The sequence below is a fragment of the Actinomycetota bacterium genome, assembly GCA_036280995.1.
In the GTDB taxonomy this organism is placed as follows: domain Bacteria; phylum Actinomycetota; class CALGFH01; order CALGFH01; family CALGFH01; genus CALGFH01.
On sequence record DASUPQ010000476.1, the window covers coordinates 1 to 4,616 of the forward strand.

General features: G+C 69.6%; 4 protein-coding genes. 3 read left to right on the top strand and 1 reads right to left on the bottom strand.

Annotated elements, in window-relative coordinates:
* Nucleotides 1–569: 569 nt before the first annotated feature.
* Together VF468_15960 and VF468_15965 are read left to right on the top strand one after the other, a co-directional pair.
* Nucleotides 570–1,547, top strand: coding sequence for an NAD(P)-dependent alcohol dehydrogenase (locus tag VF468_15960; protein ID HEX5879787.1), 978 nt, complete (start codon nt 570–572; stop codon nt 1,545–1,547).
* 186 nt (nt 1,548–1,733) lie between these two features.
* Nucleotides 1,734–3,116 carry an alpha/beta hydrolase gene (locus VF468_15965; protein HEX5879788.1) on the top strand — a complete coding sequence of 461 codons (1,383 nt, stop codon included), beginning with the start codon at nt 1,734–1,736 and terminating at the stop codon, nt 3,114–3,116.
* A gap of 54 nt (nt 3,117–3,170) precedes the next feature.
* Here the strand turns inward: VF468_15965 and VF468_15970 are convergent, their stop codons facing one another.
* Nucleotides 3,171–3,854 (bottom strand): hypothetical protein, encoded by a 684-nt coding sequence (locus VF468_15970; GenBank protein HEX5879789.1) that lies wholly within the window; start codon nt 3,852–3,854, stop codon nt 3,171–3,173.
* A 576-nt stretch (nt 3,855–4,430) separates the two neighbouring features.
* Here VF468_15970 and VF468_15975 point away from each other — a divergent pair.
* On the top strand, nt 4,431–4,616 hold a 186-nt coding region (locus VF468_15975), incomplete at its 3' end, for a hypothetical protein (GenBank protein HEX5879790.1).

Below are 4,616 nucleotides of genomic sequence, written 5' to 3' on the forward strand. Positions count from 1 at the left end.
GGCCGAGGCGGGGCGGGCCGGGCTTGACCGGGCTGGGGCCCCGTCGCTGCGCCTTCGAGGACCGGCAGGCACCCACCGCCTGCCCACACGTCCTGGGAGGCGCCCATGCCCGCCGTGCAGCTCTGTGCCCACTTCACCGACACAGAACTCACCCTACGAACCCAGGCCCGCGTTAGTGCCCGTCCAACCCTGCCCGACCCGGTCGCCATCGCCCGGGCCCTGGCGTTGGCCATCTGCGAGGTCGAGGCCGGGCTGCGCTCGGCCAGTGGCGCTCACCGATCTGCGGTACTCCTTTCCCCCGGCCTTGAGGGGCTATCGGGGAAGGTCGGCGGGGCGTATGGTGGCAGCGTTGGTTCCCTTGCTTAGGAGCCGGCGTAGAAGCCCAGGCGGCTTCGTGGGGCTGTTGGGCCTGATCGGCACCCAGGGCCGTCGTCGTGCCTGGCCTGTTGACCGGGTTCGCCTGTTCGGCGACCGGACCAAGGCATTCCCACCTGAGTGGATTCGGTGCACAATCTCCGCCGACCTGAGACCGCTTCTCTCCCCGAACCCACGACGGCGCGGGAGCACACATGAAGGCAATCGTCCAGGACCGGTATGGCGGACCCGAGGTGCTGGAGTTCCGGGACATCGACCAGCCAGTCCCCAACGACAACGAGGTCCTGGTCAAGGTCCAGGCGGCTGGCGTCCATCGGGGCGACTGGCACATCATGACCGGCCTGCCCTACATGATCCGCCTGGTCGTCCCGACCCTCGGGCCACGCAAACCCAAGGTCCCCGTGCTGGGCATGGACATCGCCGGGACCGTCGAGGCGGTCGGCAAGGATGTCACCCGGTTCCAGCCTGGTGAGGCGGTGTTCGGCTGGACCGACGGCTCCTTCGCCCAGTACGCGGTAGCTCCAGAGGACCACTTGGCGGCCAAGCCAGGCGTCCTCTCCTTCGAGGAGGCGGCGGTCGTGCCCATCTCGGGGTTCGCCGCCCTCCAAGCGGTGCGCGACGTGGGCGAGGTCCAGGCGGGCCAGCAGGTCCTGGTCCTGGGGGCGGCCGGGGCGGTGGGGTGGTTCGCGGTCCAGGTCGCCAAGGCGTTCGGCGCCCACGTCACTGGGGTGGCCAGCACCAGCCAGCTGGAGCTGGTCGGCTCGATTGGGGCTGACGAGGTCATCGACTACACCCGCACCGACGTCACTGACGGGGCCCGGCAGTGGGACGTGATCGTGGACACCGGGGGTCGCCGGAGCCTGGCCCAGCTGCGGCGTGCCCTCACCCCCACGGGGACGTTGGCTATTGTTGGCGGTGAGGGGGGCGGACGGTGGCTGGGCGGGTTCCTGCGCAACCTGCGGGCGCCGGTGCTGTCACGGTTCATCGGTCAGCGGCTGCGGATGCTGGCCTCTAAGCCGAACCAGGACGACCTGCAGGTCCTGCGGGAGCTGATCGAGGCCGGCAAGCTCAGGCCACTCGTCGGCCGGACCTATCCGTTGGGCGAGGTCCCCGAGGCCATGCGGGCGCTGGAAGCCGGCAAGACTCGCGGCAAGATCGTCATCACCGTGTAAGCCGACCAGCGCACAGATCAAAGGAGCGCGAACCACCTCCACCGCAGCGGCACGGCGCTGGCAGGTCAGCGCCGAACCGGTCGGCCGGCGAGCTTGGCCATAAGATCAGTGATCGTCGCCTGGTCTCGAGTTGACGGCACGTGCCAAAGGTGCGGGGCCGGCCTGTGCCTGGAATGGGGGTCCATCGTGGCGACCGAACCCACCCCCAAGGACACGGGCCGGGACTATCCGTCCCAGCCTGGTCCCGGACCGAGGGGCAGGATTGGTTGGATCGTCGCCGGCTCGCTGGCCACCGGACTCGTCGCTGCTGTACTCCTCGCCGGTGCCCCGTTCATCCCAGCCGAGGAACGCGCCGTCACCGGGGCGGTCCTGTGCGGGTTCGCCCTGGGCTGGGCGATGTTGGCGGTGCTCTCGGTGCGGTTCACCGATCAGCCGCAGCGATGGGCGGTGGCTCCTGCGCTGTTCATGGGAGGGGGCGGTCTTCTCCTGGTGGGGGTTGGCTCCCCGGTGGACCAGGTGCTCAAGTGGGTGTGGCCCCCGGCCATGCTGGCGTTGGCCATCTGGATGCTCGTCCGGGTCCATCGACAGCTGCATAGCCGAGGCGGACGCTGGCTGCTGTATCCGGTGATCGTGGTGCTGGCGCTGGCCTCGATCGGTGGCGGCTACCAGACCCTGGGTGAAGCAGCCGATGCCGAGGCTTATCCGATGCCTGGTCGGTTGATCGACGTGGGCGGCCACCGCCTGCATCTGAGTTGCACCGGCGCAGGCACGCCCACCGTGGTGCTGGAGCCGGGCGCCGGCGGGATGTCGTCGAGTCTCGGGTGGATCGCGCCGGCCGTGGCCCGTGACACCCGGGTCTGTGTCTATGACCGCGCCGGTCGCGGGTGGAGCGAGCCCGCTTCAACCGCTCAGGACGGCGCCCAGATCGCGACCGACCTCCACACGTTGCTGCAGCGCGGACACGTTCCCGGGCCCTATGTGCTGGCCGGCCATTCCTTCGGCGGCCTGTATGTGCTCACCTTCGCCGCTCGCTATCCCGACGAGGTCGCCGGCATGGTGCTGGTGGACGCCACCGCGCCGGCGGCGGCGGCGACACCAGGGACACCATCGCCTGGCCACGGGGGCGCCAACGACGCCATGCGCCGTGTCTCCGCCCTGGTGCCGACCGCAGCTCGACTGGGTCTCGCCCGCCTGTACGCCCGGTTCGACTTCGGCAGCCTGCCGCCGCGGTCCCGGGAGGAGGTACGCGCCAGCACCGCCACCGCAAGCACGCTTCGCAGCACGATCGACGAGTACTTCCAGGCGACGGCCTCGACCGAGCAAGCTGCCGCCCTCAGTGACTTGGCCGACAAGCCGCTGATCGTGCTGACCGCCGGCAGCGGACATGATGCCGCCTGGTCCGCGGCCCAGAACCGCATGGCCACGTTGTCAACCAACAGCGTGCACCGCATCATCGACGGCGCCACCCACGAGGACTTGATCACAGACGAAGAAGACGCCGCCGCCACCACGCAAGCGATCCTCGACGTCGTCTCATCGGTCCGGAGCCCAGGGCGCCTGGTCAGGTGATCCGGCGCCTCAGCAGAGCACTTGGGCGCGCCGCCTGACCCCGCCCCCAGCCGGTCAGCGGTCCCGACTGCCAGCGGGTCCGGCAGGGAAGACCACCGTGGAGGCCTCGAGGTCGCGGCGGAACGCCCGCTGTCCATAGATGCCCTGGCTAACCAGGCTGACCAGGAAGCCCACCGCCGCGGCCAGTGCCAGCGGCAGCGGCCCCGACGGCCCGGCGACGCTGCGCCACAGCAGCCCCGCAACCACTCCGGCCAGCACGCTATTGACGACCACGATCATCGAGCCGGCGGTCAGCAGCGCCTGCCACCAGGGGTTGCCCCCGGTCCGGACGCCGATCGCGGCCAGGGTGACCCAGGGGTCGTCGGTGGCCGGCAGCACAAAGTAGGGTTCCATCTCCGGGGCGAGCTCCAGGAAGTAGTGGCGGATCCGGTTCATGCCCTGCCCGTACAGCCGCCACTCGGCGTTGACCTGCAGCAGCCGCCCATGGGTGACCACGCCCAGGAAGAACACGACCGGCAACAGCACCAGCGCGAACGCCCGGAACGCAAAGCCCAGCCCGGACAGCTGCGCGGTCAGCGCCAAGGCGATGATCGAGCTCGACAAGGTGCCCAGGTACAGCTGCAGCCGGCTACTGATCTCGGCGTTGGCGACCGCACGGGCGGTCTGGAGCGTGAAGTGCTCTGTGGTCATGAACTGCAGGATGCTCTGCCGGTCGGCGCCGGCACGGGACTCCTCCACGATCACCTCCGTCAATCGACCCGGGCGGCCGCTAGCCGCGCCGAGTTCGGTGATGCAACTGCTTGGCGCATCATGATCGGGCTGCGATGACCCGGCGACCTCGTCGCCGAGCACGACGTGGTTCCTGACGCCAGCCCTGGTCGTGGCGGAGCTGGTGGCTCGGCCTTGCGCCGGGTCGGCCTTGGTCTCTTGGCGTGGTGATGCGGGGTGCTGCCCGGGGTACAGAGACCGCTGTGATTGAGGTCGACCGGGGTTGGCGAGGATGGCCGTCCACGAGGAGCCCACAGGCGGAGAGCACGGCGTGCCGTTGCCGATCGCGTGCCGCTCTTCTCGCTGTTTGGCGCTGAGGTCGTCTCGTCGGTGGGGAACAACATCACCACGCTGGCGGTGCCCTACGTGGCGGTTCGTTGAGCATGTTCTTCCGGCCGGCGCTTCGCCGCATGGACGTCCGGGCCAACCGGTGATACGAGATGGAGCCGCCAGGTGTGCCGCGCCGGATGCCGGCAGGGGTCCAGGTCGAGCCGCTGCTGAATCTGTGCGATGCCTGCCCCGGTTGGAGCTGTCGAAAGGACGACCATGACCCACGATGGGACCACCGACGCGGCCGCGCCTGGACTCCCTGCCCTGTTGATCGCGGACGCCGATCCCAAGGCCCGTGCCGCGACCGAGGCGGCGTTGGCTCGCCGCTTCGGGGCCGACTATCACATCTTGACCGCCGATTCTTCCCAGGCCGGTCTGGAGATCCTGCAGGAACTGGCAGAC